The 25,722-nt window shown below is 32.5% G+C and carries 25 protein-coding genes; 22 read left to right on the forward strand and 3 right to left on the reverse strand.

The annotated features are described in order from the left end of the window. Positions 1-85 precede the first annotated feature (85 nt). The 16 genes from IPZ78_RS03005 to IPZ78_RS03080 all read left to right on the forward strand — a co-directional run bounded on the left by IPZ78_RS03005 (position 86) and on the right by IPZ78_RS03080 (position 17,425). On the forward strand, positions 86-1,003 hold the full coding sequence (locus tag IPZ78_RS03005; RefSeq protein WP_225551451.1) for an SP_1767 family glycosyltransferase: 918 nt from the start codon (positions 86-88) through the stop codon (positions 1,001-1,003). Further along, the gene (locus tag IPZ78_RS03010; RefSeq protein WP_225551452.1) at positions 1,003-1,872 is read left to right on the forward strand and encodes a beta-1,6-N-acetylglucosaminyltransferase; all 870 of its coding nucleotides are present in this window, start codon (positions 1,003-1,005) and stop codon (positions 1,870-1,872) included. The genes IPZ78_RS03005 and IPZ78_RS03010 overlap by 1 nt, the downstream gene beginning before the upstream one ends. Then, positions 1,865-2,743, forward strand: coding sequence for an SP_1767 family glycosyltransferase (locus tag IPZ78_RS03015; protein ID WP_225551453.1), 879 nt, complete (start codon positions 1,865-1,867; stop codon positions 2,741-2,743). The genes IPZ78_RS03010 and IPZ78_RS03015 overlap by 8 nt, the downstream gene beginning before the upstream one ends. 1 nt (position 2,744) lies before the next feature. Next, positions 2,745-3,731 carry a glycosyltransferase family 2 protein gene (locus IPZ78_RS03020; protein ID WP_225551454.1) on the forward strand — a complete coding sequence of 329 codons (987 nt, stop codon included), beginning with the start codon at positions 2,745-2,747 and terminating at the stop codon, positions 3,729-3,731. Then, the gene (locus IPZ78_RS03025; RefSeq protein ID WP_225551455.1) at positions 3,731-5,002 is read left to right on the forward strand and encodes a hypothetical protein; all 1,272 of its coding nucleotides are present in this window, start codon (positions 3,731-3,733) and stop codon (positions 5,000-5,002) included. Before IPZ78_RS03020 ends, IPZ78_RS03025 begins: the two co-directional genes overlap by 1 nt. After that, positions 4,999-6,129, forward strand: coding sequence for a glycosyltransferase family 4 protein (locus IPZ78_RS03030; protein WP_225551456.1), 1,131 nt, complete (start codon positions 4,999-5,001; stop codon positions 6,127-6,129). The genes IPZ78_RS03025 and IPZ78_RS03030 overlap by 4 nt, the downstream gene beginning before the upstream one ends. After that, the gene (locus tag IPZ78_RS03035; RefSeq protein WP_225551457.1) at positions 6,129-7,262 is read left to right on the forward strand and encodes a glycosyltransferase; all 1,134 of its coding nucleotides are present in this window, start codon (positions 6,129-6,131) and stop codon (positions 7,260-7,262) included. The genes IPZ78_RS03030 and IPZ78_RS03035 overlap by 1 nt, the downstream gene beginning before the upstream one ends. Next, the gene (locus IPZ78_RS03040) at positions 7,240-8,358 is read left to right on the forward strand and encodes a glycosyltransferase (RefSeq protein ID WP_225551458.1); all 1,119 of its coding nucleotides are present in this window, start codon (positions 7,240-7,242) and stop codon (positions 8,356-8,358) included. The genes IPZ78_RS03035 and IPZ78_RS03040 overlap by 23 nt, the downstream gene beginning before the upstream one ends. 100 nt (positions 8,359-8,458) lie before the next feature. After that, positions 8,459-8,926, forward strand: coding sequence for a S24/S26 family peptidase (locus IPZ78_RS03045; RefSeq protein ID WP_225551459.1), 468 nt, complete (start codon positions 8,459-8,461; stop codon positions 8,924-8,926). A 2-nt stretch (positions 8,927-8,928) separates the two neighbouring features. Continuing rightward, positions 8,929-9,207 carry a PqqD family protein gene (locus IPZ78_RS03050; protein ID WP_225551460.1) on the forward strand — a complete coding sequence of 93 codons (279 nt, stop codon included), beginning with the start codon at positions 8,929-8,931 and terminating at the stop codon, positions 9,205-9,207. Next, the gene (locus tag IPZ78_RS03055; protein WP_225551461.1) at positions 9,204-10,316 is read left to right on the forward strand and encodes a nucleotidyltransferase domain-containing protein; all 1,113 of its coding nucleotides are present in this window, start codon (positions 9,204-9,206) and stop codon (positions 10,314-10,316) included. Before IPZ78_RS03050 ends, IPZ78_RS03055 begins: the two co-directional genes overlap by 4 nt. Before the next feature lie 2 nt (positions 10,317-10,318). Further along, positions 10,319-11,944, forward strand: a complete 1,626-nt coding sequence (locus tag IPZ78_RS03060; RefSeq protein ID WP_225551462.1) for an ABC transporter ATP-binding protein — start codon at positions 10,319-10,321, stop codon at positions 11,942-11,944. Between the two features lie 34 nt (positions 11,945-11,978). After that, positions 11,979-12,878 carry a hypothetical protein gene (locus tag IPZ78_RS03065; RefSeq protein ID WP_225551463.1) on the forward strand — a complete coding sequence of 300 codons (900 nt, stop codon included), beginning with the start codon at positions 11,979-11,981 and terminating at the stop codon, positions 12,876-12,878. Between the two features lie 7 nt (positions 12,879-12,885). Continuing rightward, positions 12,886-13,668 carry a polysaccharide biosynthesis/export family protein gene (locus IPZ78_RS03070; protein ID WP_225551464.1) on the forward strand — a complete coding sequence of 261 codons (783 nt, stop codon included), beginning with the start codon at positions 12,886-12,888 and terminating at the stop codon, positions 13,666-13,668. 10 nt (positions 13,669-13,678) lie between these two features. Continuing rightward, the gene (locus IPZ78_RS03075; protein WP_225551465.1) at positions 13,679-16,057 is read left to right on the forward strand and encodes a GumC family protein; all 2,379 of its coding nucleotides are present in this window, start codon (positions 13,679-13,681) and stop codon (positions 16,055-16,057) included. 135 nt (positions 16,058-16,192) lie between these two features. Next, positions 16,193-17,425, forward strand: coding sequence for an OmpA family protein (locus IPZ78_RS03080; RefSeq protein WP_225551466.1), 1,233 nt, complete (start codon positions 16,193-16,195; stop codon positions 17,423-17,425). 27 nt (positions 17,426-17,452) lie between these two features. On the opposite strand, the gene IPZ78_RS03085 is transcribed toward IPZ78_RS03080, so the two are convergent. Then, complete coding sequence (locus tag IPZ78_RS03085) at positions 17,453-18,289, reverse strand: DUF5106 domain-containing protein (protein WP_225551467.1); 837 nt, start codon at positions 18,287-18,289, stop codon at positions 17,453-17,455. 47 nt (positions 18,290-18,336) lie between these two features. Continuing rightward, a complete protein-coding gene (locus tag IPZ78_RS03090) occupies positions 18,337-18,750 on the reverse strand; it encodes a BT0820 family HAD-type phosphatase (protein ID WP_225551468.1) in 414 nt (137 codons plus the stop codon). Positions 18,751-18,986: 236 nt separating this feature from the next. Between IPZ78_RS03090 and IPZ78_RS03095 the strand changes: the two genes are divergently transcribed. The 4 genes from IPZ78_RS03095 to IPZ78_RS03110 all read left to right on the forward strand — a co-directional run bounded on the left by IPZ78_RS03095 (position 18,987) and on the right by IPZ78_RS03110 (position 23,348). Then, on the forward strand, positions 18,987-19,787 hold the full coding sequence (locus IPZ78_RS03095; protein WP_225551469.1) for a tyrosine-protein phosphatase: 801 nt from the start codon (positions 18,987-18,989) through the stop codon (positions 19,785-19,787). A 136-nt stretch (positions 19,788-19,923) separates the two neighbouring features. Further along, positions 19,924-21,921, forward strand: a complete 1,998-nt coding sequence (gene dnaG / locus IPZ78_RS03100; protein ID WP_225551470.1) for a DNA primase — start codon at positions 19,924-19,926, stop codon at positions 21,919-21,921. A gap of 9 nt (positions 21,922-21,930) precedes the next feature. Further along, positions 21,931-22,284, forward strand: coding sequence for a YraN family protein (locus tag IPZ78_RS03105; protein WP_225551471.1), 354 nt, complete (start codon positions 21,931-21,933; stop codon positions 22,282-22,284). 11 nt (positions 22,285-22,295) lie between these two features. Continuing rightward, positions 22,296-23,348: a glutaminyl-peptide cyclotransferase gene (locus tag IPZ78_RS03110; RefSeq protein ID WP_225551472.1), complete on the forward strand. Its 1,053-nt coding sequence runs from the start codon at positions 22,296-22,298 to the stop codon at positions 23,346-23,348. 31 nt (positions 23,349-23,379) lie between these two features. On the opposite strand, the gene def is transcribed toward IPZ78_RS03110, so the two are convergent. Further along, positions 23,380-24,600 carry a peptide deformylase gene (def, locus tag IPZ78_RS03115; RefSeq protein WP_225551473.1) on the reverse strand — a complete coding sequence of 407 codons (1,221 nt, stop codon included), beginning with the start codon at positions 24,598-24,600 and terminating at the stop codon, positions 23,380-23,382. Positions 24,601-24,677: 77 nt separating this feature from the next. On the opposite strand from def, the gene ruvX reads away from it, so the two are divergent. Together ruvX and ybeY are read left to right on the forward strand one after the other, a co-directional pair. Continuing rightward, the gene (gene ruvX / locus IPZ78_RS03120; RefSeq protein WP_225551474.1) at positions 24,678-25,091 is read left to right on the forward strand and encodes a Holliday junction resolvase RuvX; all 414 of its coding nucleotides are present in this window, start codon (positions 24,678-24,680) and stop codon (positions 25,089-25,091) included. Positions 25,092-25,095: 4 nt separating this feature from the next. After that, complete coding sequence (ybeY, locus tag IPZ78_RS03125) at positions 25,096-25,530, forward strand: rRNA maturation RNase YbeY (RefSeq protein WP_225551475.1); 435 nt, start codon at positions 25,096-25,098, stop codon at positions 25,528-25,530. Positions 25,531-25,722: the final 192 nt, after the last annotated feature.

Genomic DNA, 25,722 nt, shown 5'->3' on the forward strand with positions numbered 1-25,722 from the left:
TCTATCATTACTTTTTACAGATAAGCTTGGTGAATTATTTTCAATTCATCATAAGGGAATAATTGATTTAGTATAAGACTAAGTTATGGAAAAACTAAAAGTTTGGATTTGGAGGTTGTTGAATTATAATAAAATTCATAAGCCTTATGCGGCTTCATCAGAGGAGAGAGAATCGTTGGTTATCATGAAGTCTATTGATACAATTGACCATATATTGGAGAATAATATATCTATAAGTCGTTTTGGTGATGGTGAATTTCAAATGATGCATCATTATTTGAATAATGGAGATGAAAAGACGTTTAATGTAGATTCTTTTCAGCAATATAATCAGAAATTGGCAATGCGATTGATAGATGTATTTAAGTCAGATACTGCAAATCATTTGGTTTGTATTCCTTATGCACTTAAAGATTCTCGCGTTAGTCGCTTGGGGACGAGGCTTTTTTGGGAGAGAGAATGGAATTTTAGGAAGCAATTTTTACAAAAGTTAAATCTAAATAGAGTGTTTGGAGATACAAACTTTACGAGATTCTATCTTGATCGATTAGATATTTTAAACTATCCAGAATATATTTCTAAATTAAAGGAAATATGGGATAATAGAAATATACTAATTATTGAAGGAGAATATTCGAGATTAGGAGTTAATAATGATCTCTTCTCTAATGCGAACAGTATTCAAAGGGTTCTTTGTCCAGCTATAAATGCATTTGAAAAATACGATGAAATTCTTTCTTCTATGAAAAATCAATCAAAAGATAAATTGGTGTTGATAGCCTTGGGGCATACAGCAACTGTATTAGCTTATGATATTTGTTTATTAGGGAATCAAGCCTTGGATATCGGACATATAGATGTCGAATACGAATGGTATAAGATAAAAGCTAAATCAAAAGTTCGTATACCTAACAAATATGTTAATGAGGTAAAAGAAGGACGTATGACTGAGGATATTGAGGATCAATTATATAAAAGTCAAATAATTAAAGTGATTAATTGATGAGTTCAAAGCATGCTTTTTTAATTATTGCTCATCATGAATTTGAGGTTCTTCAAAAGCTAATAGAAGCAATAGATGATTCTCGGAATGATATTTATATTCATTTTGATGAAAGAGTAAATGTGCTCCCCGTCTTGAGAGTTAAGCAGGCGAAGCTATATGTTTTAGAAAATCGAAAATCAATTTATTGGGGAGATTTTTCTCAAATTGAGGTAGAATTACTATTACTTCGCGAATCAAGCAATAACAAGACATATCTTTATTATCATATTTTATCTGGAGTTGACATGGTCCTTTGGGGAATGTCTAGATTTCATGATTTTTTTGTTCGAAACTCAGGAAAGGAATTTATTGGTTTCTCAACATATGATTATCGAAATGAAGTAGAGAAAAAAGTACAATTGTATCATTTGTTCCCTAAGAATTTCAGAAATGATAATTTTATGTTTAAGATTGTTAGATCTACATACATTAGGCTTCAAATATTATTTCGATTAAAAAGAAATGAAGGGGTTAATTTTAAAAAAGGAACAAATTGGGTTAGTATCACTGATCCATTTGTGACTTATATTCTTTCAGAGACCGAGACAATTGATTCCTTATATAGATATACATTCTGTGCAGATGAAATTTATAAGCATACCTTGTGTTGGAATTCTTCATTTCGAGAGAATATTTTTAATGTAGCTGATGAGGGAAATGGTTCATTAAGGATGGTGAAGTGGAAAAATGGACAAATAGAGGATTGGTCTTTAGATGAATTTGAGAAACTAATTAATTCTGGGAAAATTTTTGCCAGAAAATTTGTCAATAGTGATATTGAACTAGTCGATCATATTCTTAATAAAATACAACAAGAGCATGATTAATTATTTAAGAAGAGTTTATGTTGAAATTAGGTATCATCTTTATAAAATAATATATCCTTACCCACATATATATTCTATTTTTGAAACTTTAGATTTTGTATTGATATCTAAAAAATCTATTGCACGGTTTGGTGATGGAGAGTTTCATATGTTGGGAAATTCGGAGGATTTGGGATTTCAGAAAATGGATGAAAAGCTAGCAACAAGGCTTAAAGATGTATTAAATAATTCGAATGATGATTGTATCGTCGCATTACCTGGTGGCATTTATAGTATTAGAGGGCTTAATAAAGTAGCGTCTTATTTTTGGAAACAATTTTATGTATTTCATTATCCTAGATATGCTAATTTATTAAATGTTAATCAAAAATATTATAACGCTAGCTTTACACGGCCTTACATAGATTTTGCTAACAAACAGCACTCGGCGTCGTATTTTCAAAAGCTCAAAGGGGTCTGGAATAATCAAAAAGTATTGATTGTCGAAGGTGAGAATAGTCGTTTGGGGGTTGGTAATGATTTATTTGATAATGTTAAAGAACTAAGGCGTATTGTTACATTGTCAACGAATGCGTTTCAATTATACGACAAACTCTTTGAGGCAACAAAATCCATTGTCATGGAATATGATTTAGTATTGATAGCCTTGGGGCCTACAGCGACGGTACTAGCATATGATTTATCAAAGCTTGGAGTCTGGGCTATTGATATAGGACATATAGATGTTGAATATGAATGGTTTTTAAGAGGGGTAGATGAGAAGGTGGCAATTGAGGGAAAGCATGTCAATGAATTTTCTTACCATATTAAAGATACGGACTGTCTTGACATTAATTATCAATCCCAAATTATTAATAGGTTATTGAATTGATATGATGGAACCTTTAGTGTCAATAATAATTCCAGTTTACAACGCTTCGAAGACATTGTCATTGACACTGGAAAGTCTCCGAGGGCAGACGTATAAACAGCTCGAATTAATTTTTGTGAACGACGCAAGTACAGATGATAGTTTATTTTTGTTAAATGAGTTTAAAGAGAATCTTTTAACATCATCAGTGAAAATTGTGAATCATGTTGAAAATCAAGGAGTCGCATGTGCTCGTAATACAGGATTAGCCAATTCAACTGGAAAATATATTTATTTTATAGATGCAGATGATTATATGAGCGAAAATACAATTCATATCATGTTAGATGCGGCAGAGAAAGAAGATTTGGATATTGTAGGTTGTAATTGGTATCTATCATTTAAACAAAACAGTCGTAAAATGTCACAACCAAATTTCAAAAATGGTATGGAGGCCGTCGAATTAATGTTAACGGGTCAGATGCGCTGGAATCTCTGGTTGTTTTTAATTAGAAGGGAATTATTTGTTAAATATAACATTGGTTTTCTGCCCAAAATGAATATGGGGGAAGATGCAATGATGATGACTAAGCTATTTTATTATTCAAATAGGGTTAAATTAATTAACGAATTTTTATATCATTATAATCAGAATGTTGATTCTTCATTGACAAAGACATATTCAGAACAGAACTTTTTTGAGGTATCATCAAATGTTGAAGAGATTGAAAAATTTGTTCTGAGAAATGATTTTCCACAACATATTAAGAATTCAATTAATTTTTTTAAATTAAACATCAAACTTCCACTTTTGGTTTCTTACAATAGGACGAATTATGAGCGCTGGAACACTTGGTACGTCGAATCTAACTCTCATATATTCAAAAACCCATATAGCACTTGGAGAACTAAGTTCTTAGAGTGGGCATGTGTGAATAAAATGTATGTTTTAATTGATATATATTATTTGGTTGTAATAAAAATGGTTTACGGTGTTATTTATAGATAATGATTAAAAATGTAATACTATATATTTTTGTAGGATTGATGGTAAGTTTGTATTTCTTCCCGATTGGATTTACATTTTTACCAAGTAATATAAATTCAAAGAACTTAATTGCATTAATCGGATTAATTTTGGCAGTATTGCACGCTGCTCAAAATCGTGCTCTTCAAATTAATAAGGATATCTTAGGAGCTATCTTTATCGTAATTTGTTATTGCATTGTTGGGTATGTGTCGGTTGATCTTAATAATACGCAGGATTATTCGTACGCTAATTATTTCGTTAGTTTTACTGTTTGGACTTTTGGGGCATATTTTGTTTGCTCATTGATAAATTTTGCACATGGAGATTTTAATATAAGACTTTTAGTAGTTTATTTAGCTTACGTTGGTATTTTTCAATGTGTAAGTGCCTTTCTAATAAATGAAATACCTATAGTGAAAAGCTTGGTTAATTCATTTGTGGAACAAGGTCAGTTCTTTTTGGAAGATATAAGACGGTGGTATGGAGTTGGAGCTTCACTTGATTCAGGAGGGGTGAGATTTTGTATAATATTAATTCTTATAGCAGGCTTGTTAGTAAAAGATGAAATAGTTCGGTCCAGCCCATTTCTTCTGATTAGTTTGGTCTCTAGTTTTTTTGTAATAATAATTGTGGGAAATATTATTTCTCGAACAACCTCTGTAGGATCGGTTATAGCCATCTTATATTTATTGTTAAATACAGGTATGGTTAGGAAATTGATACCAGTAAAAACAATTAGATTTAATATTTCACTTCTGGTTTTAACAGGCTTATTTGCCCTTCTTGCAATTTATTTGTCTCAAATTGATGATTCATTTTATAAAAATATGCGTTTTGCGTTTGAGGGTTTTTTTAATTACATAGAAACAGGTGAATGGAGAACAGATTCAACGGATAAGTTAGATGATAATATGTGGATATGGCCTACAGATACTAAAACCTGGATTATTGGCTCTGGAAAGTTCGAGGGTTTTATTTATGGAACTGATATAGGATATTGTAGACATATTTTATATAATGGTATTATTGGGATATCAATTTTTTCAATATTATTTTTGTATTGTTTTGTTGTGTTTGCAAATAGGTATAACAAATATACAATAGTGTTCTTTATGTTATTATGCCTTGGCTTTATAATTTGGATTAAAGTTTCAACTGATATTTATCAGATTTGGGCAATGCTATTTGTGATGACTTTAATTGAAAAACCGGACAACAAGAGTTTATTATTAGCATCTGATAAAAAGTGAGAATCTTATATACGATCCTTGGAACATTCAATTCTGGTGGTATGGAAAGGGTGTTGGCAAATAAGGCAAATTACCTTGCCAGATTGGGGTATGAAGTAATCATTATTACAACAGATCAAAAGAATAGGAAACCCTATTTCGATATGGACGAATCTATACAACACATAGATTTAGGCATTAATTATACTGATGATATTTCGAAGAATATTTTCTCAAGAACGGTTTCCTATCTGCGCAAAAGATATTTACATAAAGCTCGAATTGGGGCTGTTTTGAACCAATTTAGACCATCTATAACTATCTCTATGTTTGATAATGATGTTGCTTTCATCACTGATATCAAAGACGGCAGCAAGAAAATAGTAGAAATACACTTCTCAAGATTTAAAAGACTACAATATAATAGATCTGGAATCTGGAAGGTAATCAATTCTTACAGAAGTAAAATGGATTCAAATATTGTTAAAAAATTTGATCGATTTGTTGTATTGACCGAAGAAGATAAGGGGTATTGGGGAAAATTATCAAATATTCAGGTCATACCAAATGCGAATTCTTTTGAATCAAATGAACAGTCAATTTTAGAGAATAAACAAGTGATGGCAGTTGGTCGCTTTGATTACCAAAAGGGTTTTGACGAATTAATTGAAATTTGGGCTAAAGTAGCAGAAACTTTTCCTGAGTGGAAATTAAATATATATGGTCAGGGTCCATTAAGAGATCAATATCAGGCGTTAATAAATTTATTAGGTTTATCAGATAAAGTGTTTCTTAATCAGCCGCAGAAAGATATAAAATTAATTTATTTGGAGCATTCGGTGTTAGCTATGACCTCTAGGTATGAGGGCTTACCTATGGTTTTATTAGAGGGGCAAGTATGCGGACTTCCGATGGTATCCTACGCTTGTAAGTGTGGGCCAAGCGACATTATTCGGGATGGTGTTAATGGATATTTGGTGGAGGAAGAAGATAAAAATGCCTTTGCGCAAAAATTAATAGCTGTAATGCAAGATAAATCTTTACGACAAAGTATGGGGAGGTCTTCGTATAATAATTCCAAAAATTTTGAGGTAGAAAAGATTATGCAGAAATGGATCACTCTTTTCGATGAGATAATAAAGGAATAATGAAGAAAAAGACTATAGTTATATCTGCTGTTAATCTCATAGAAGCTGGTACGTTGGCGATTCTAAGGGATTGCTTAGCCTATTTGTCCGATTTAGCTGCTAATGATGATTATAAAATTGTTGCAATTGTTCATAAGAAAGATCTAGCAAATTTTCCTCATATTGAATATATTGAGACTCAATGGCCTAAAAAGCGATGGATTAATCGTCTTTGGTATGAATATGTATCGATGAAAAGAATTTCAAAGCAGATTGCTCCAGTTTACCTTTGGTTTTCTTTGCATGATACATCACCAAGTGTTTTCGCAGAGCGAAGAGCGGTGTATTGTCATAATTCTTATTCATTTTATAAATGGAATCTTCATGATTTAATTTTTGCACCTAAAATTGCCTTGTTTGCTATTTTTACAAAATTTATCTATAAAACTAATATTAATAAAAACACATATTTAGTAGTCCAACAGGAGTGGTTTAGAAAGGCAATGTCTAAAATTTATGCTATTAAAAAGGATAAAATCATAGTTGCTATACCAAGAAAAATTTCTTTTGATAATTTGTTGCCAAAGAATCAATTCGAATTATTCACTTTCGTGTTTGCAGGTTCACCAAATAGTCATAAGAATTTTGAAGTAATTTGTAGAGCGGCTGAAATATTGGAAAAGGAGAGTAGTTTGAATTTCAGAGCATGTATCACTGTTTCTGGCGAGGAGAATAAATATGCTAAATGGCTATTAAAAAAATGGGGACATCTTAAATCGTTGGATTTTATAGGATTTCAAAGTAAGGATAATTTACAGAATTATTATGAAAGGAGCCATTGTTTGATATTTCCTTCTAAAGTAGAAAGCTGGGGGTTACCTATATCTGAGTATGCAAATTATAATAAGCCGATGTTACTTGCTGATTTGCCATATGCCCATGAAACTGCCGCTGGCGCACAACTTGTGTCTTATTTCAATCCAGAGTCTGCTAATGAATTGGCTTTAAAAATGAAAAAGTTAATAGATGGTGACAGATCATTCCTAGTGGCTCAATCATTAATTAGTTATGAAGAGCCTTCTGCCGAGAGTTGGAAAGAATTATTTAATATTTTATTGACTGATAAAAAAGATGAAAATTCTACAGCTAGGTAAATTTTATCCAATTAGAGGTGGTGTAGAAAAGGTAATGTATGATATTATGCTTGGGCTTTCTGAGCGTGGTGTTTATTGTGACATGTTATGCGCTTCTACTGAAGATTATCCACAAGAGGATATAAGACTGAATGATTATGCTAATGTTTTTGTAGCAAAGACGTCAGTGAAATTAGCAGCAACAATGTTAGCACCTAGTATGATAATTAGATTGAGGAATATTGCTCATAATTATGATATTATTCATATACATCACCCCGATCCAATGGCTGCACTTGTGCTCTATTTATCTGGATATAAAGGGAAGGTAATGTTGCATTGGCATAGCGACATTTTAAAACAAAAAATATTGCTTAAAGTTTATAAGCCGTTGCAAAAATGGTTAATTAAACGAGCAAATTTAATAGTAGGTACCACTCCTGTTTATGTAGAACAATCTGATTTTCTAACGAATTATCAAAATAAGGTAGACTATATACCTATCGGTGTTTTGCCCATTTCAGCAAAAGAAAACAGAGTCCTAGAAATTCGTAATAAGAATGAAGGCAAAAAGTTAATATTTTCATTGGGTAGGCTGGTAGAATATAAAGGTTTTCAGTATTTAATCGAGTCGGCAAAGTATCTAACTGATGATTATAGAATTGTAATTGGTGGTAAGGGTCCGCTTAGAGAATCGTTAGTAAATTTAATAGTTGAAAATAATCTGCAAAATAGGGTTGAATTATTAGGTTTTTTGACTGATGAAGAAGCATATGCTTATTTTGAGGCTTGTGATATTTATGTATTGAGCTCTATTATGAAGACAGAGGCATTTGCTATTGTGCAGATAGAAGCAATGTCTTGTGGAAAACCCGTTATTACAGCGCATATTCCAGGTTCAGGAGTTAGTTGGGTAAATAAGAATTACGAATCAGGGCTAATATGCGAAAGTAAAAATGCAGAGGATTTGGCGAGAAGCATCACCAATATAGCTGAAAACAAGGACTTGTATCAACAATTGAGTAGTGGCGCTAAAGATAGATTCGAAAATAATTTTCACAGAAATGTGATGGTGGATAAAACTTATGAGTTATATTTACGTTTACAAAAAGAATAAAACTATTTAAAATTAATCGTATTTATTCTACAACTTGAAACAGTTTTACTACCTAAAACCGATCTGTTAAGCAGATTAATTGCTAATTTGGCTGATTATTATGCAAAATGCAAAATCAAAAGAAGGAACATTACTTGTAAAGAATAACGTCTTCTTTAAGGAGGTTAAAACTCTTTTAGATATAGGTAATGATGTTTCGTTTAGAATAAAAGGAAATAGTATGCTTCCTTTTCTATCAAATGGAAATAAGGTTTTGATTAGAAGAGCAACTAAAGAAGATTTGAAATACGGAAAGATTATTTTAGCAAAAAGCGATTTTGGATATGTACTCCATAGGTTAGTATGGAAAAATAGTCGCTGGATTTGGCTTGCAGGAGATAATAATCTCGTACAGCTTGAGAAAATTGATATAAAAAATATATTAGGCTATGTAGTTAGTGCTGAGTCTGAGGATAAAAAGATAGATGTGGATAGTTATTCACATAAGTTTTTTTCATTTATCTGGTTTATACTTAGGCCTATTCGATTGGTTATACATTACATAACCAAAATTATTAAATCAAAGTAAATATGAAGTTAAAGGAAGGTTTGATTGTACGAAAAGTGGGAGAAGATTATGTAATTGTGGCTCCTGAGCAGGGGATGGTAGATTTGTCTAAGGTGTATAGCCTGAATGAGACAGCTGCTTGGCTGTGGGAAGCACTCGATGGCAAAGATTTTCAACTTAACGATATGGTTGAATTGGTTCGCAGTCAATATGATGTTAATGAGCTGACTGATATTCAGTTGATATCAGATATGGAGGAATTAGTTTTATTTTTTAGACAAAATGATTTGCTTGAATCTTGAGAATAGATCAAAAAATTCGTGAATCTTTTCTTTCCTTACTCAGAATTGGCTTGTGGGGATCTGTTAGTGAATCTTTATCTATATTCCCCTTAAATAAAAACGAGTGGACATTAGTATATAAGATTTCGATTAGTCAAACTGTAGAGGGGATCGTGTATGATGGAATAGTTCTTTTACCAAAGGAATATCTACCACCTTATGATATACTTATCAGATGGACAGCCAGAATAGATGCTATAGAGAGGCATAATAGAAATGTGCGCAAGACACTATCAATATTGTCAGAGGGATTAAAAAAAAATAATATTTCGCATATTCTTTTAAAAGGAATCGGTTTAGCTGAAAACTATAATAAACCTTTGTCTCGGGTAAGTGGCGACATTGATCTATGCTTTTTCTCAGTTTCTGAATTTAACCAAGCTAATGAATTATTGAAGAGTAAAGGTTTTGATGTTTTGAAAGGAGATCATTTTAGCTCATATTATATGTTAAATAGTGTTATGGTAGAACATCACACTAAAATGATTGATATATTCAATCCTCTTAAGCAAAAGCTTATTAAAAGCTTTATAGCTGAAGAAAGATTAAAATCAAACAAAATTAAAATCGACAATAGTGAAATAGAGACACCATCATATATTTTAGCACATTTACAAGCAAACGCACATATTCTCAAGCATTATTTGGGTTTTGGTATAGGCTTAAGACAGTTGTGTGATGTTGCAAGGTTATGTTATGTGAAAGAAAATAATTTTGATGGTAATAAATTAAAGGAAATTTATCGTAAATTAGGAATTGCAGGTTGGATAAACGCTACACATAATTTATTGGTAAATTATTTAGGTCTTGATGCTTCGAAATTACCTTATCCTATAGAAAAACACTTTGATTCAGAACCTATCCTTTATGATGTTTTATATAGCGGTAATTTTGGTTTTCATCAAATAAAATTTGATGAAAATACGGTCTCAATACCTGAGAAATCGTATGATAGAGATAATGTAGGTGTTAGAGTTTTGCCTCATCTGCTAAAATTAGTCAAACTTGCTCCAGGTGAGGTTATTTGGTATCCACTGAATAAACTTTACACCAAGTTAACCGGAAAATAATTATGATGATAATATCTTCTAGACAATTTCAGTGGTTATTAAAGGTTATAGACGGCTATAAACTGAAGATGATCGTGTATTTTCTACTTGAAGTTTCCTCTATACTATTATCATTGTTATTCATATACTATTCTAAGAGGACGATAGATATATCAATGGGGGCTACGGAAGGTGATTTAAATATAAGTCTTAGCATAGTTATTTGTTGTGCTATATCGGGAGTATTATTACGATCGGTTAGTCAGTGGATGAATCAGCGCACTCAAGTGAGTCTATTAAGTAATTTGCAGTCGCAGGTGTTAAAAAGTCAAATGTTATCGACCTGGAGGACAATTAAAAAGTGGGATACAGGGAACTTGCTTGTTCGGTTGAATTCTGATTGTAATGATATTGTGCAAATGGTAAGCACAACGTGGATTTCGTTGGTTGTAACTGGATTGAAGATCACAGCGTCTTTTATTTTTCTTTATAGTATGGATAAAATGTTAGCCTGGATAATTCTATGTATATCACCTTTATTTTTTCTTACAAAGATTTATTATAAAAAAATGAAGGCACTGAATGTCAATGTGAAAAATGCTGAAAGTGACTTAGGGTCTAATATGGAAGAGAATCTTAGGTATAGGATTATATTGAGATCTTTAGGTATTCTTCCCTACAGATTAAACTTATTTTTGAAGCGCCAATCCATATTAAAGAATTTAAGGTTTAGATATTTGAATTTCACTGGATTTTCTCAGTTAATCATGCGAATTTGCATGATTACAGGCTATTTGTTAGCGTTCAGTTGGGGTGTTCATAGTTTAAAAACTAAGGAAATAACGTTTGGTACTATGACCGCATTTTTGCAGTTAGTTAATCAAATCCAATCTCCAATAATGTCCTTAGGCGCATTTTTTCCAGCCTTTGTGAAATTTAGAGTTTCATTAAATAGAGTTCAAGAAATTGACGATTCTCCTAAGGATAATTTGGAAGAAGCAGTTGTTTTTGATAGTGTACAGTCAATAAAACTAAGAAATGTTTCGTTTCAGTACGATAGTGATGTAGTTATAGCGAATCTTAATGAAGAATTTCGTAAGGGGGAGGCAGTTGTGGTATTGGGTGAAAGTGGTAAAGGTAAGACAACTTTAATTAGGCTCTTGTTAGGGGTTATTAGTCCAGATAAAGGAGAAATAATTATTGAGGGTAATAATAACAACTATCAATTAACATCATCTCATATTGAAAATTTTTCATATGTACCTCAAGGAAACACTTTATTAAGAGGAACTGTAAGAGAAAATATTACTTTGGGGATAGTGAGTGTTGATGAAGAAAAATTGAAGGAGGTAATATATTATTCTTGTTCAGAATTTATTTATGATTTACCAAATGGTCTAGAGACAACTATTGGAGATTCAGGTATTGGGCTATCAGAAGGCCAGGCTCAGCGAATAGGAATAGCTAGAGCATTATTGAGGAATAAGAACGTTTGGATTTTTGATGAAGCTACATCAGCATTGGATGCAGAAACTACAAATAAAATGTTAAATAGAATAAAAGATTTAATTAGTGATAAGATTGTTATTTTTGTAACGCATAATCCTAATGTTGATTTATTCTTTGATAAACGATTATTAATTAATTAACTTGTTTTTTTAACAAGAGATTAACGATTGCCGAGTGATTGAAAAAAACATATATTATAATATAGCTGATTTACAATTAGAAGTTACACTTGCACAAGATTGCAATATAGAGACTCTATTGCCAAATTTTGAGCCCTTTAGGGTAGAATACCTAGATGATGTTATCATCTCATGCAGAATTGTCATGTCTTCGGTTGATCTTGAATTTAATTCTGATGAATCCAAATTACTGAGTGATATTTCAATTGTCTGGGGAGATAGATTTACGTTTCATGAAGATGATGATTACTATTGGACATTGATTCAATATTCTCAGGATAAAACTAAGCATTGGAAAATGCGTAGTTCGAAGGATTTTAAACTAAATACCGTGTTTTCCGGGGACTTTGAGAGTACAAAAAATAGCTTTATCAGCTGGTTTTTTATGGTAGCATTTGCTCAATCAGCTTTACTAAATAGATGCATTCTTATTCATTCTTCAGTAGTAGTTGATGAGGATTACGGGTATGCATTTTTGGGGAAAAGCGGAACTGGAAAAAGTACACATAGTAGACTTTGGCTTCAAAATATTCCGGGTATCTCGTTGTTGAATGATGATAATCCTGCCATAAGAATTTTTGAGGACAATATTGTTATTTATGGCACCCCTTGGAGTGGAAAGACTAAATGCTACATAAATGATAAAAGACCTTTAAAAGGTTTAGTGAGATTAAAACAAGCACCATTTAATCTTATACAACCACAAAAAAGTAAAGATGCATTATTGGCTTTGTTACCTAGTTGTTCTGCAATTAGATGGAATAATAGTTTGTATTCTACTCTGGTTAATCTTATTATTGATTTAATCAGTAAAGTGCAAGTTGCAGAGTTGCAGTGTCTTCCAGATGCTGAAGCAGCGCAAATGTGTTATAACGAATTAAGGAAAGATTTATAATTCATATATGAAAAAGATACTTATATATTGTGGAGTGTTACTACTTCTCTCAATGAATTCTTGTTTAGTTTCTAAGAAAATAGTTTACTTAAAGGATTTGAATCCTGCTGAAAGTTATTCAGTAGCTCCTATTCCTCCGTTGCGAATTCAAAATAATGATCGTTTAAGTATTCAAGTAAGTGCAAAGCATACTGAATTAACAGCTCCATTTAACAATAAAGAAGGCGTGTATGCAATTACCGAACAAGGAAATACATTTCCTACAATCATTGATAGAGGATATTTGGTAGATCAACAGGGAAATATAGAATTTCCTGGTTTGGGCACATTGAATGTTGAAGGTATGAGTCTTGATGGCTTGAAGGATTTTTTAAAGAATAAGCTTCAAGAAAATAAGTTATTAAGCTCACCTGTTGTCAAAGTTGAACTGTTAAACCTAAAAGTATTAATGATGGGTGAGGGGGGCAATCAATTAATTACTTCTTCTGATGGTCGAATGACTTTATTGGAAGCCATAACTAGAGCGGGGGGGTTAAGCAATAATGCCACTACAGATAAGATTGCTGTAATCCGAGAAGAAAATGGAGTGAGAAAAATATATTATAATGACATAGAAAGTAAAGAGATTTTTAATTCTCCAACATATTATCTTCAGCAAAATGATATTATATATGTAGAACCTAAGTCTTCTCAGACTCGAGGTGATGAGGAACGAACTTGGAGAATTCTAGGAATGGTTATGAGCGTTATTACATTAGCCACAACAGTTTGGGCAATATCAACACGATAAATTTATTGTAATGGATAAGAATAATAAATTAATAAATATTGTAGATGTATTTAGATATCTACTGTTACACTGGAAATGGTACTTCCTTGCTTTATTAATTACATGTGGCTATTATTATTATAATTATAGTAAATCGCCATATGTATACTCAAAGAATCAAACTGTATTAATTAAGACAGCTAGTAATACGCTGTCTACCTCAAGAATAACTAGACCTAATAACTATTTTAACATCGTAAATGTTAATAGTGAAATTTTGCAACTTAAGTCCAAGCATTTAATGAGAATTACCTTGAAGAGGCTTAATGCAAATATAAATTATCAAGTTAAGGAAGGATTAAGAGTAAATGAATTGTATACTAAATCACCATTTGTAATTGATTTTTTGGATACAACCAATGTTTTTAAATCTGTTAATTTAAGAATGATTTCTGCAGGTAAATTCGAGTTATCAAAATTTCAAGGATTAGCAAACAGCGATGTAATTACTGCTCAACTTGATAAAGCTATTAAAACACCTATTGGTTCACTAATTATAAGGGAGAATAAGGGTTATAGCAAGTTTAATAAATACCAAAAAGAGCCAATAAATGTAGTTGTTGAACCTTTGGAGGGAGCTGTTAATAATTTCTTAGGGAAACTAAGTGTCTATCAAATGCAAGATGTTGCTCTTCTAAGCATGAATTTGCAAGATGCCTCACCGGAAAGAGCTGCAGATATCTTATCAACCTTAATTGAGGTTTATAATGAGGAATCTCTAAATGAAAAAAACAAAGTTGCTTCTATAACAGCAGATTTCATTAAAGATAGACTTGAAATTATTGAATCAGATTTGGGATCTGTTGAAGCTCGATTAGAAGGAATTAAAAGATCGAACTATGGACTTGATATTTCCGCAGCAGGTCAACAGTATTGGTCCGAATCCAGAGGATACATGTCAACAAGTAAAGATATTGAGATCACTAAAAAGCAGGTTGAGGCAGTAAGGGATAGACTAATTTCAGCAGATAGGGATGATTTAATTCCATCAAATACTGGTTTAGTTGATGGAAATATTGAATCTCAAATTTCTTCTTATAATGCTTTACTGTTGAAAAGAAATACTTATTTGGATGCAAATAGTGCGAGCAATCCTGTTGTGGAGGACTTAAATAACTCATTAAGTGCTATGCATAAGAGTATTTTGAGAGCACTCGATAATGTTATTACAGGATATAATATTAAAATGTCCAATTTGAAGCGGGAAGAAAGCGCTTCGATGAACAAAGCTCAAAGTCTTCCTTCTCAAGAAAGAGCTATGTTATCTGTTGAACGTCAGCAAAAAGTAAAAGAAGATTTATATATTTTTCTCTTGAATAGAAGAGAAGAAAATGCAATAAATCAAGCTATGGTCGACGATAATATACGTATTATTGATCCAGTATTTGGTAGTAACAGCCCAATAGCACCTACTAAATTTAATAAGATTGCTTTGGGAGTCGCTATTGGATTAACTATACCTACAGTTATTTTTTTACTTCAACTTTTTCTAAATAATAAAGTTTATACAAGAAGGGAAGTAGAGGAAAGAATTAATGTTCCTGTCATAACTGAAATACCATTGGCTGATAAATCTAAGCGTATTGGTAATGATATTGTAGTTTCTGAACAAGGTACTGATGAAGTCGCTGAAGCTTTTAGGATATTTAGGACGAATTTGGGATTTCTGACTGCTGGTGAGAAGGATCATAAAGCTATGATGTTTACTTCTTTTAATGTCGGAGCCGGAAAGACTTTTACAGTTATTAATTTAGGCGTTAGTTTAACTTACTTAAAAAAGAAGGTTATCTTGATAGATTTAGATTTGAGAAAGGGAACATTAACAAATAGAACAAATTCTCCAATGCCTGTTGGATTAACACATTATTTATCGGATTCTAATATTTCTGTAAATGATATAGTTTATAGTAATCGTTTAGCTGATAATTTAGATATTATTCCAATTGGTGTAGTGGCTCCTAATCCTGTTGAGTTGTTGTTAAGCAATAGGTTGGATATGTTAATATCAATTTTACGTGAAACATATGACTATATATTAATTGATAGTGTTCCTCTTGGGATTGTTGCAGATTCGTCCATCATTAAACGGATTACAGACCTTTCAATTTTTGTTGTAAGATCCGGAAAAATGGATAAAAGACAATTAGATGCTATTCAAAAAGTATATGACGATGGATTACTTAACAATATGTCTATCCTCTTAAATGGTGTGGATTTTAAGGATAATAAGTATGGTTACGGCTATGGTTATGGATACGGCTATGGTTATGGATACGGCTATGGTTACGGCTATAAATTAGAAGAAAAATCTTTTTGGAAAAAATTTAGACAAGCTATTTTTGGAAAGTAAGAGCTCTTTCATAGACAAAACTGTAGATGAGAATCTACAGTTAATTATTTTTTTAAGCACATTGTTGCTGTTTTGATGTAATTTAGATTAACTTTGTGAAAAGTTTTATAATCATCTACGATTAAAATTCTGTCTATGAAAAAAGTAATATTAGGAAGTATTCTCGCAATACTTTTTGTTTTCCATTTTAATTATGGGGTTTCTCAATCAATAAAAACGAAGAAGGATACAGTTGTTAATGTCTCAAATGACAAGTACAAAATTGTTACCAACAGGTTTTTTGAGAACTGGTTTATTGGTGTTGGTGCTGGTGCTCAATTTGTTTTTGGGGATCATGATAAACAAATGAAATTTCAAGATCGGTTAACTCCTGCTTTCAATGCTTATTTTGGAAAATGGTTTACTCCTGGTGTGGCAATACGAGGAGGATATACAGGTTATAAGTTAAAAGGCTTAACCCATAATCGTTGGTCATCAGCAAAGACACATTCTACAGGTGAAATATATGAAGACGTAGCATCAGCTGATTTGGGGCTTTTGGAAATTCAAAGATTTGATTACAATCATTTGCATGCAGATGTCTTATTCAACATATCGAATCTGATAGGAGGTTATAATCAATCTCGTTTCTATAATGTTTCTCCATATTTTGGTTTTGGTTGGGCGTGGGTTAGTGCTAGTCCTGAGTCTAGTGAGCCTTCAATCAATATAGGTATTAATAACTCTTTTCGAATAAATAATTCGTTTAATATTATCGCAGACTTTAGAGGTGCGTTAATGAAAGATGATTTTGAAGGTGAATTGGGGGGAAGAAAGGAAGATGGTATCATCTCAGGGACTGTAGGGATTGCTTATAATATTGGTAAGCGTAATTGGGATAGAGAGTCTATAGTAGAGATTACCACTTATGAAGAAGCCGAATTAAATGCTTTAAGAGATAGAGTTAATAAGTTAGCAAATGATAATGATGCATTGAAAAGGCAATTGGCTGAGTCTAATAGCAAATCAATCACAGATGTTAAGATTGACAAAAATGTGTTAGTTGCTCCTATCTTGATTACTTTCCCAATTAATAAAAGCACTGTTAGTAATGAAGCGAGAGTTAATTTGGGATATTTTGCTAAAGTTATTAAAGAAGGTGCTACAAATGTTATTTATAATATCTCTGGGTATGCGGACAAAGGAACAGGTACACCTGCATCGAATAATAGGTTGAGTAGAGAACGTGCTGAAGCGATATTCAATGTTTTAGTAAGAGATTTTGGAGTTCCATCATCGCGACTAACGATCTCAAATTATGGAGGGGTCGAGAATATGTATTATGACGATCCGCGTTTAAGTAGGGCTGTAATCGTATTAGGTAATTAATACCATAAACAAACAAAGAGGAACTAATTAGTACCTCTTTGTTTGTTTATGGCTAATATATTTTAATAATACTTCAACTGAAATATCCTTAAGTACAACCTTTTTGTCTTTGTCTAGAAGATAAATTGTAGGGGATGCTTTCAAATCATAAAGTTGATTTTGAAGTATCTCCTTATTTTTATCAATTCCGTTTATCCATTGTTTGGGAATCTGATCTTTATAATCCATCCAAATGTTATAATCACCATCTGGATAAATGGCCAAAATATTTATATTTTGAGTGAGCTGTGAACTAGATCTTAATGCATTTATACTTGTAGCACAAGAGTTACAGCCAGGTGTATAAAAGAACAATATAATATCTTTATCATTTAGGGCATATAGATTTGTTAAATCATTTTCTACATAAAAATTGAAGTTTTCAGCTTTGCTACCTATATTATTACGTAATGCAATTTTGTATCTAATGTTATATTTCACTTTGTCATTAGCACTAATACTGCTAGACTCTATTATACTATGTAATACAATTTTATAGTAATCTTCATTATAAAAAGGCGAATTTACATCGTAAAGATATTTATCAAATAACTGTAGAAAATGGTTAAGGACATCTTTATTGCTGGAGGATTTCGCAAGAATATATTCTATACTTTCCGTAATTTCATTTGTACTGTGTTTCGGAAATAAATTTATATAATCTACAAATTTTTGTTCTCCGTAATCAGGATTTTTGATAGCAGAAAGATTTGTAAAATCAAACGAAGTCCAAGATTTAATCAGATAATTTTGATGCTCTTGTGAGTTGGTATTCTGTATTTTGTTGTGTGTATTACTATTATTAATGTTGTTATTACAGCTCATAATCATTAGAGTTGCTGACAACAATATTATTGGAGATATTTTCATTATTATTTAAAGAAAAACCAGTTCTTTTTTGAGCGTTCTTTTCTAGAAGACATTTCTAAATCAAACTGAACATTTAGTGCTTTTTTTTGTTGTATAACTTGGTAAATAAAGTGCCAATCGGGTAGTCCACCAAAATTTCTGTCATCAATAAACATGTCTGCTTTTAATTTTCTCGGTGCAGAGCTTCTGTCTTCTTCTGGGAAATTAGTGTTATGTGCAAAGAAATGTAATCCATTTTTAGCACAATATTGTATTGCCTCGTCTAATAGTCTACCCTCTCTTACCGTCCATAGGATGAGCGTGTGATTTTCATTTTGAAGTTGCTTTAGTGTGTCGAATGCAAAAGGAATAGGTTTCCCTAATTGCGGATATTTATGCTCCACTATTGTTCCGTCAAAATCTACTGCAATAATCATATTTTCGTTTATACTTATTATCAAATATAAAAAAAACATATTACTTCCCTAATGTTTAAATTGAGGCTCTGTATTGTAGAATTGATTTTAAATTAATTATTAACAATTTTTGGTTAAATGTTGCTTTTTTGAGCTGTATGGCATGGAAATTGTTTTGTCTCACTATAATTAGTGAGGTTTTAAATATTTATAAATAAAGTTAGGGTAAATGTTATATTTGCCATTGTATTTAAAATATGGGTTTTATTTCAAATTTCTTTGGTAAGAAAAGTAATCCAGAAGATAAAGTAAGGTCTTTAGGGAAACTGTCGTTTTTGGAGGTTGATATGCATAATCATATACTTCCAGGAATTGATGACGGTAGTCAATCTGTAGGTGATTCGATAGATTTGATTAAAGGGTTGAGTGGTTTAGGGTTTCAAAAATTTATTTGTACCCCACACATAATGGATGGAGTACATCCTAATAATAAATCATCTATTAATAGAGCGTTTACTGAGTTAACCAAAGCTTTGACAGAGAGTGAAAGTAAAGTTAAAATTTTCTCCGCTGCTGAACATATGATAGATGAAGGGATGGTTTCTTTAATTGCTAAAGACAATCTTTGCGTAATGCCTGGAGGCTATGTGTTGATCGAAATGTCTTATCTGGCGGAATCAAAGGCTTTATTTCAAACAATTCTTGACATTCAAAATTTAGGATATAAGCCAATTTTGGCTCACCCTGAACGTTATAATTATTATCATTATAACTTTAATATGTATAGACAAATTAAGGATGCTGGTTGTTTATTACAATTGAATCTTCTTTCCGTAAGCAGGTATTATGGTACTGAAGTTAAAGTTGCTGCTTTGACTATGTTAAAATCAGGAATGTATGATTTTGTAGGTACTGATTGTCATCATCAAAAACATTTGGCGGCATTACAGGATGTAGTAGCTAAATATCCGATGCGTGATTTATTACGAACATGTAATATATTAAATCCGACGCTACTAAATCATTTAAATGAGGATGCGTCGATAGCGACAGGCTAATTTTAAAATATAGAAATATTATTGAAGGTGGAAATTTTAATTTCCACCTTTATTTTTTTAGCTTGTTTGGATGCTACAAAATCCTAGATTAATTTTCTAAATTTGAAATACTTCATTTATAAAAAGGGATAAGAAATTGATTGCTCAGGAAACAATAGATAAAGTATTAGATGCAGCTCGGATAGAAGAGGTTGTGGGAGATTTTGTGGATCTAAAAAAGCGTGGCAGCTCGTTAATTGGGAATTGTCCTTTCCATAATGAAAAAACTCCATCTTTCAATGTTTCTGTGTCAAAAGGGATATATAAGTGCTTCGGTTGCGGGGCCGGAGGAGATTCTCTTAAGTTTGTCATGGAGTTGGAGAAATTCTCTTATCCAGAAGGAATTAGGTATCTAGCAAATAAGTATGGTATCGAGATTGAAGAGATTGAAAGGAGTCCTGCTCAATTAGCTGCACAGGATAAAAGAGAAAGCCTTTATGTATTGAGTCAGTGGGCCGGGAAATTTTTCCGTGAGAATTTGTGGGAAACGAATTTGGGCCAATCTATTGGACTGTCTTATTTTAAAGAGCGTGGCTATCGTGAGGATATCATTAAGAAGTTTGAATTAGGTTACTCTCCTGACCAGTGGACAGCTCTAGTAGATGAAGCTAAAAAGGCTGGTTTCCATGAAGGTTATTTGGCTGATATAGGGTTAGCGATTGAACGTGATGATAAATCTTTATATGATCGTTTTAGGGGACGTGTTATCTTTCCAATTCATAATCTAACAGGAAGAGTGATTGGTTTTGGTGGCCGTACTTTAAAAACGGAAAAATCAGTTCCAAAATATGTCAATTCTCCAGAGTCGGAAATTTATCATAAATCGGATGTTTTATATGGCTTAAACTTCGCTAAGAAAGCGATAATGGATGCTGATCTTTGCTATTTAGTGGAGGGTTATGCTGATGTAATTGCTATGCATCAAGCTGGTGTTGAAAATGTAGTTTCTTCCTCAGGAACTTCTTTGACAACTGGACAAATCAAATTAATTTCACGCTTTACTAGAAATGTAGTTATTCTGTATGATGGTGACGCAGCAGGTATAAAGGCTTCATTGCGTGGAACGGATATGTTGTTGGAGGAAGGGTTGAATGTTAAAGTTTTGCTTTTTCCTGATGGCAATGACCCAGACTCTTACGCTAAGCAAGTTGGGTCTACAGCATTCAAAGAATATATTGAAAAATATCAAGAGGATTTTATTTTCTACAAAACAAATATCCTTTTAAAGGACGCAAAGGATGATCCAATAAAACGAGCAGAAGTAATTCGTGAGGTTGTTACGAGTATTGCACTGATTCCTGATGAGATTAAAGTTTCAGTATTTATAAGGCAATGTAGCTCTTTGTTAGATATTGAGGAGCGAATATTGCTTACTGAGCTTAATAAAATTAGATTAAATAGGGCGAAAGCTCTAGATAAAAAAGCTTCACAAAACAAATCTTCGTCTCCATATAGCGGGGGGGCAGATTTCCCTGGAGAAATGCCACCTGCAGACTTCTTTTTAACAGATGAGGAAAAGCAGGGGGCAGGCATCGAGGTAGCTCCAATACCTCAGCAATTAACGTCAGAATTATTACAAGAGAGAGAAATAGTACGTATTCTATTGAATTATGGCAGAGAGTTAGTTACATGGGAAGGTGATGGTGATGTTCCTGTTGCTCCATATTTGTTGGGTAGTCTGGATGATGTTGATTTTGAGGATGCTGTGTGTGCTAAAATTATTAATGAATTTGTAAGGCAAGCAGAAAATTTTGAGGTGCCCGATTCAAAGTTTTTCATCTCATCAACTGATAATGATGTTTCACAATTAGCAATTGATTGTATAGCGGATCGATACGAAATAAGTCCTAATTGGAATGATGATAAACGCAAGATATATGTGACTAGAGAGATAGAACATCTTAAAGAGTTAGTTATACAGGCGATTTATCGTATTAAAAAACGCAAGTTTTCGAGGGAAATGCATAAAGTTAGAGAGGAGATGAAAAAAAACCTTTCTCCTGAGGATTTAGAAATCGAGTTAAGTAAATATCAAAAACTTAAAGAGGCCGAAAAGATGCTTGGGCAATTATTGGGTAATATTGTTATAAAATAGATATTCAATATGGTTGATCATTTGGACGCTGGTAAGTTTGGTGAGAATTTAGCCATTGAATATATAAATGGATTGGGTTATCAGATTATTGCTGTTAATTGGCGCTACAAACATTGGGAGGTGGATGTTATTGCCTCTGATGAGAAAACTTTGGTATTTGTAGAGGTGAAAAGTCGAAAATCGAATTTATATGGCACTCCTAGTGAATTCGTGGATCACAAAAAACAACATAATCTTATACAAGCTGCTGATGCTTATATTGAATTAAATAATTACGAGGGTGAGATAAGATTTGATATAGTCTCTGTATATTTAGGAGTAAATAAAATAGAATTGATAAAAGATGCTTTTTGGAGCAACTAAATAAAATTATTATGCGCACAAAATTATTATCCGGTTTATCTTTAGCTATTTTGATAGCTGTTGGGGGTTGTAAATCGCAAAAGGGTAAATTTGAGTTTGTACTTCCAGAATCAGGTCAGCGTGTTGCGTTTGGTGATCAGGTAAAATTGAAGTTAAACTTTCCTAATACAACGCTTGATTCGGTTGTTTATTCTATAGATGGCGAACTGCTGGTTACTAAAACGGACACAGGAAGTGTTGTTTTTGATACTAAAAAATTTGGATTTGGCGATCGTTCGTTATCCGCTAAGGTTTATGTAGGTGGTAAAGAAGATATTGCCTATAGCAATGTTATTGTATTGCCGCCAAATGCAAAAAATTATTCTTTTGAGGTTGTAAATGAATTTCCGCATGATACGAAAGCTTATACTCAAGGCTTACAATATGCAGATGGTGTACTTTATGAAACTACTGGTCAACCTTCACAATTAGAAGGTGTTGTGACTTCTCTTCGTAAAGTAGATCTGAAGACTGGTGAAGTTTTAAAGATTGAAAAACCTTCTGATGATTTTTTTGGAGAGGGGATGACGATAGTTGGAAATACAATAGTGTTCTTAACTTGGGAAAATGGGAAGGGATTCTTCTATGATAAAAATACTTTTAAAAGGATTGGTGAATTTCCTTATGAAAACAGTAAATATGGCTGGGGGGTAACCTATGATGGTAATAAACTTATAAAATCAGATGGGTCTAGTAGATTGTATTTCCTTGATGCAAAGACAGGTAAAGAGATTGATTCCATCGAGGTGTATGACGAAAATGGTAAAGTTGATTCAATAAATGAACTGGAATACATTGACGGAAAAGTGTATGCGAATGTGTATAGCAAAGATATTATTGTGATTATTGACCCAAAAACTGGGGTTGTAGAAGGGCGTATAAATCTTGTAGGGCTATATACTGAAGGTAGACTACCAAATGATAATGAACTTAATGGTGTCGCTTATGATACCGTAGGTAAAAGATTGTTTGTGACGGGTAAGCTTTGGCCAAAATTATATGAAATCAAATTGATAGAAAGATAACAAAAAAGGCAGCGAATCGCTGCCTTTTTTGTTATGGTCTTGTTATTCCATTCTCAATAGAGAATTTAATTTTTTCGTTGAGCTCAATATGCTCTTTTTTATCTTGCTCTTCAAGACGATCAGGATAAAGTATCCCGTATAGATGGTCTACCTCATGCTGGAAAATAACAGCCGTGAAGCCTTCAATATTCTCTTCGATAATATTTCCTGTTTTATCCCAATATTGTAATCTAATCGAATAGCTACGTTCAATGTCTTCACGTCTGTCTGGTATAGAAAGGCAACCTTCAGTACCTAAACGAATTAATTTTGAACGCCAAATTATTTTTGGGTTAATGAAAAATTCAAATGGCTCATTTTCTTTATCAAAGCGTTGTACCCATATTAGGTTTTTATTTATACCAATTTGTGGTGCAGCGATCCCTACTCCAGCGTGCTGAGGATCTTGTACGGTTAGTAACATTCTTTTTTCCAAAGTTGGGAGCAAAGGGTCATCGATTTTAATGTCACTTGAAGTGGCTTTTAGTACCAATAATTCTCGTTCATTTGTCGTTTGGTAAACATGGAGTTTTGAATTTGCATCACCTCCTTTAATAATAGTGCTTTCCTTTTCATTGAAATTTTTTGCCATAGCTTTATTTACTATTCTTTCATTTTTAGGGCCTTTATACATTTTTTCTCCAGCTTCTATAGCAATTGATAGGAAGTTTTCAGCTGGAGGCTGAGGGCATCTATACCCAGAGCTGTATGCGCAATAGGGATTATACGATTTATTGAAGTCAATCTCAATCTCTCCATCTTTAATTTTTGAAGCATCCAACTCTAAATATCGTCCACCTGCATATGTTTTATCGCCATTGGAACTATCTAAGAAAGGTAAGAATAAATAATCTTTATATTGTGGATTTTGAAATAAGGCTACGCTTTGATATACTGTTAAAGTATGTTGTTGACCTAATAATTCAAAATGCACGAATGCATATCGTTTATATTCATTGCTGGTGCCGTCATAAGTTGGCATTCGGAAAGTTTTCTCTCCAAATAAAGGCTCAACTTTCGCCTTGACTTTGTAAGTGGAGTTCGCTTTAAAATAGTCTAAATATACAACGTTTTCCTTCTTAATTGGGCCAAAATCATCTTTTTCAAATTTGGATTTCAGCTCTGCTCTATACGAATCAATTTGTTGTTCGTAGGATTGAGCCTCGAGTTCAAATGGGATAATTAGAAGGAGTAGATATAAAATTAATCGCATAATAAAAATATATACGACCAAAGTTATAGATTTTTATCCTCAATAATGAATTGTACCTTTGTTAAAATTTTGAGCATATGCGTATAATGGCGTTTGATTATGGCACGAAGCGTATTGGTATAGCGGTTACAGACCCATTACAAATAATAGCAACAGCCTTAACGACGGTTCATCCTGAAGACATTTGGAATTATCTGAAAGATTACCTAAAGCAGGAGGAAGTCGAAACGTTTGTGGTGGGTAAACCATTGCAAATGGATGGTACTGATTCTGAATCGGCTCAGCATGTTGTGGGATTCATGCGCAAACTGAAAAAAGAGTTTCCAACAATAAAGGTGGCAGAGGTAGACGAGCGCTTTACTTCTAAAATGGCCTCATCAGTAATTGCTCAATCAGGATTGAAAAAAAATAAAAAGCAAAGTAAGAGTTTAATCGATACGGTTTCAGCTACGATTATTTTGCAAACTTACATGGATACAAAAGGGTTTTAGAAAAATGGCATTAAAAGATATTTCATTCTTCACAGAGGATATAGAATTCACTTTAAAAGATAAGGCAAAAGTAAGAACTTGGATAGCTGATACAGCAAAATCAGAAGGTTTAAGTCGTATTGGAGAGCTCAATTTTGTGTTTTGTTCAGATGAATATTTGTTAGATATCAACAAGCAATACCTTAATCACGATACATATACGGATATAGTGACGTTTGATTCATCAGAAGACGAAGACGTCCTAGCTGGTGATATTTTTATTTCGATAGAAAGAATTCGTGAAAATGCTCAGAAATTTGGAGTTACCGAACGTGATGAACTACATCGAGTGGTTATACATGGTGTCTTACACCTTTGTGGTTATTATGACAAGAAGAAGGAAGATAAAGAATTGATGACTTCGAAAGAGAATGAATACTTAAAAAAACGAGCATTCTAATAAATTATAAAAAAGGAGCCATTTTTTTGCACTGCCCCCAAAAAGTTAGACACTTTCTGGGGGCATTTTTTATGGATAGAAAAGTAAAACACACATTATCATTTAAGAAGACTTGTATTGATTTGTACACTAAATCGTCAGAATCAATATTAGGTATTAGCAAGGAATATAAGGTTTCCGAAAGTTTATTGA

Origin of the sequence: Sphingobacterium bovistauri, assembly GCF_020295405.1 — a bacterium.
Lineage (GTDB): Bacteria > Bacteroidota > Bacteroidia > Sphingobacteriales > Sphingobacteriaceae > Sphingobacterium > Sphingobacterium bovistauri.

Coding starts and splice junctions, on each gene's coding strand:
- IPZ78_RS03005 (WP_225551451.1), top strand. CDS start 86: ATGGAAAAACTAAAAGTTTGGATTTGGAGGTTGTTGAATTATAATAAA.
- IPZ78_RS03010 (WP_225551452.1), top strand. CDS start 1,003: ATGAGTTCAAAGCATGCTTTTTTAATTATTGCTCATCATGAATTTGAG.
- IPZ78_RS03015 (WP_225551453.1), top strand. CDS start 1,865: ATGATTAATTATTTAAGAAGAGTTTATGTTGAAATTAGGTATCATCTT.
- IPZ78_RS03020 (WP_225551454.1), top strand. CDS start 2,745: ATGATGGAACCTTTAGTGTCAATAATAATTCCAGTTTACAACGCTTCG.
- IPZ78_RS03025 (WP_225551455.1), top strand. CDS start 3,731: ATGATTAAAAATGTAATACTATATATTTTTGTAGGATTGATGGTAAGT.
- IPZ78_RS03035 (WP_225551457.1), top strand. CDS start 6,129: ATGAAGAAAAAGACTATAGTTATATCTGCTGTTAATCTCATAGAAGCT.
- IPZ78_RS03040 (WP_225551458.1), top strand. CDS start 7,240: ATGAAAATTCTACAGCTAGGTAAATTTTATCCAATTAGAGGTGGTGTA.
- IPZ78_RS03045 (WP_225551459.1), top strand. CDS start 8,459: ATGCAAAATGCAAAATCAAAAGAAGGAACATTACTTGTAAAGAATAAC.
- IPZ78_RS03050 (WP_225551460.1), top strand. CDS start 8,929: ATGAAGTTAAAGGAAGGTTTGATTGTACGAAAAGTGGGAGAAGATTAT.
- IPZ78_RS03060 (WP_225551462.1), top strand. CDS start 10,319: ATGATGATAATATCTTCTAGACAATTTCAGTGGTTATTAAAGGTTATA.
- IPZ78_RS03070 (WP_225551464.1), top strand. CDS start 12,886: ATGAAAAAGATACTTATATATTGTGGAGTGTTACTACTTCTCTCAATG.
- IPZ78_RS03075 (WP_225551465.1), top strand. CDS start 13,679: ATGGATAAGAATAATAAATTAATAAATATTGTAGATGTATTTAGATAT.
- IPZ78_RS03080 (WP_225551466.1), top strand. CDS start 16,193: ATGAAAAAAGTAATATTAGGAAGTATTCTCGCAATACTTTTTGTTTTC.
- IPZ78_RS03085 (WP_225551467.1), bottom strand. CDS start 18,289: ATGAGCTGTAATAACAACATTAATAATAGTAATACACACAACAAAATA.
- IPZ78_RS03090 (WP_225551468.1), bottom strand. CDS start 18,750: ATGATTATTGCAGTAGATTTTGACGGAACAATAGTGGAGCATAAATAT.
- IPZ78_RS03095 (WP_225551469.1), top strand. CDS start 18,987: ATGGGTTTTATTTCAAATTTCTTTGGTAAGAAAAGTAATCCAGAAGAT.
- IPZ78_RS03105 (WP_225551471.1), top strand. CDS start 21,931: ATGGTTGATCATTTGGACGCTGGTAAGTTTGGTGAGAATTTAGCCATT.
- IPZ78_RS03110 (WP_225551472.1), top strand. CDS start 22,296: ATGCGCACAAAATTATTATCCGGTTTATCTTTAGCTATTTTGATAGCT.
- def (WP_225551473.1), bottom strand. CDS start 24,600: ATGCGATTAATTTTATATCTACTCCTTCTAATTATCCCATTTGAACTC.
- ruvX (WP_225551474.1), top strand. CDS start 24,678: ATGCGTATAATGGCGTTTGATTATGGCACGAAGCGTATTGGTATAGCG.
- ybeY (WP_225551475.1), top strand. CDS start 25,096: ATGGCATTAAAAGATATTTCATTCTTCACAGAGGATATAGAATTCACT.